At 62.2% G+C, this 1,986-nt stretch carries 2 protein-coding genes; both read right to left on the bottom strand.

Annotated elements, in window-relative coordinates; all coding sequences use genetic code 11:
* The coding region (locus ACRXB1_RS35230; RefSeq protein ID WP_449494680.1) for a DUF3857 domain-containing transglutaminase family protein at positions 1–1,355 on the bottom strand (1,355 nt) is incomplete at its 3' end.
* Positions 1,356–1,513: 158 nt separating this feature from the next.
* Positions 1,514–1,986, bottom strand: a 473-nt coding sequence (locus tag ACRXB1_RS35225; protein WP_449494679.1) for an autotransporter outer membrane beta-barrel domain-containing protein, incomplete at its 5' end; no start/stop codon positions are given.

Raw genomic sequence — 1,986 nt, 5'->3', positions numbered from 1 at the left:
TCGTGCCGCAGGATCGCGCGCTCGGGTCCCGCGCTCCACCCCCCATCTTCAACTTGCGACGAAAACGCCGCTGATCCATCCGGCGCTACCGCGATCTGCAAACGCGCATCGCGTGATAGCGGCTGCGTTGGCGGTGTCCGTGTGAGCGTGCCATCGCCAACGAGCAATGCCGGCCGATCCATCTCGGCAAGCGGCAGATATCCGAACTCGACGGCGGAAGCGGTGGCATCGGCGTACATATTCAAGCCCGGTAGCCACGTGATGATGTGATTGATCGCGCTCGCGCCGTAGCCCGGCACCGACGGTAACGTGTACACCGATCCGAGCGCGACCAGCGCCGGCTCGTTCTCGATTCCGGCCGCCGATAACAACGCCCCATACAGCGCCACGTAGTCCTTGCAGTCGCCATAGCGGTTCGCAAGGATCTGCGACGCCTTGTGCGGGACGGCAGCGCTTTGCCCCAGATAAAGCGATACGTAGCGAATATTGTGACGAACCCAGTCGTAGAGCGTCGCGGCTTTTTCGCGGGAGGTGGCGTTGTTACGCGTCAGCGATTCAGCCAGATTGCGAATGGCGGGATCGTTTGCGGTTGGATCGATGGCGCCATCGCGATAACTCGCCGCGAAGCTTTTGTAATCGGGAAACGTCGATACCATCAGTCGATCGCCGAATTGCACGTAGCCGACCGCACCCGCTTCAACGCGGTCGTAGTGCAGCGTGCTGTATGCGAATTCGTAGCGCGTGCGGCCGTTGTGCGTGACAGGCGACAGGGCTTTGTAGCCGCGCGCATCGGCGTAAAGCGGCTTGTCTTCGGGCAGGTCGAAGACGAGCGTCTGGCTTTGAACGGGACCGCGGGCGGGCTCTACGAAATAATCGAACTGTCCGGGGATGACCGACTTCGACACCGTCTTGTGAAAACGCAGATGCACGGTCGACCCGGCATCGACGGCAGGGAAGATCACCGCCTTGAGGCGGCCGTCGGCGAAGGTCGGGGCGCCGGCGGAGCGCGGTTCCTGGATCTCGCGGATCTGGTCGGGGGCAACGTCGTGGCGGGTGCCATCGGCGCTGACGGAATAGGCGTCGCTGACCTGGACCGTCGATGTGGATTTGTCGAACCAGACATACCGCTGCGCGACATCGCCAATACCTGCGGATGTGTTGGCTTTCAGCGTGATTTCATCGTCTTCCGTGAGGGAACCATCGTCAGCGATGGTAAAGACGTGGACGTCGCTGATCGTGGTGGATGGTTGTTCGGTCTCCATGGTGTCGGCCGCGAACGCGGGGCGGAGCATGCACATCAGGAATGCGGCGAGCAGCGCAAGGGCATTGCGTGCACGGGATCGTTGCAGGTTCATGAGCCTTGGGCGCTCCGCCTCTGGATTGAGGCGTCAATCGTACAGGAGGTTTGGTTGGGCGCTTGGGCCGCCCGTTTCGTTCGTGCTGATTTTTGGCAGTAAGCGTGGGGTTGATCGCAGCCGCTGCGATCAACCCCACAAACGCCGCACTCAACCCCTCAAAACCGCCACATCACATTTCCCTGAATCGCATTATCGCGATACCCCCCGCCGTACTGGCCGGAATACGAAATTCCCACCGTGGCACTCTTGCCAACACTCACGTCGAGCCCGACCTCGACCACCGCCGTGTCATGCGCGATCGGCACGCCCGCCACCGAGAACGTCGTTGCACTTGCGCCGAAAGCAAGCCGCGACGTCGGCGTGACATCGCCGAATGCGTGACGCCAGCCGACCATCGCACGCGGCGTGATAGCCGTCGAGCTGCTCAGTTCCAGACGTGTAGCCGCACGAACACCCAAGGTCGAATACACGAGGTTCTGGGTATCGTTCCCGCTTTGCAATGCCGCCGCGCCGCCGCTTTCGGCAAAGCCATCGGTGTGCAGGTTCACGTACGCCAGCCCCGCGAACGGTTCCAGCGCGACGTTGCCAACGGGTATCGCGTAACCGGTTTCGCCGAAGACCTGCGCGA

Source organism: Caballeronia sp. M23-90, assembly GCF_053574605.1.
This window is presented reverse-complemented; position numbering and strand designations above follow the sequence as displayed.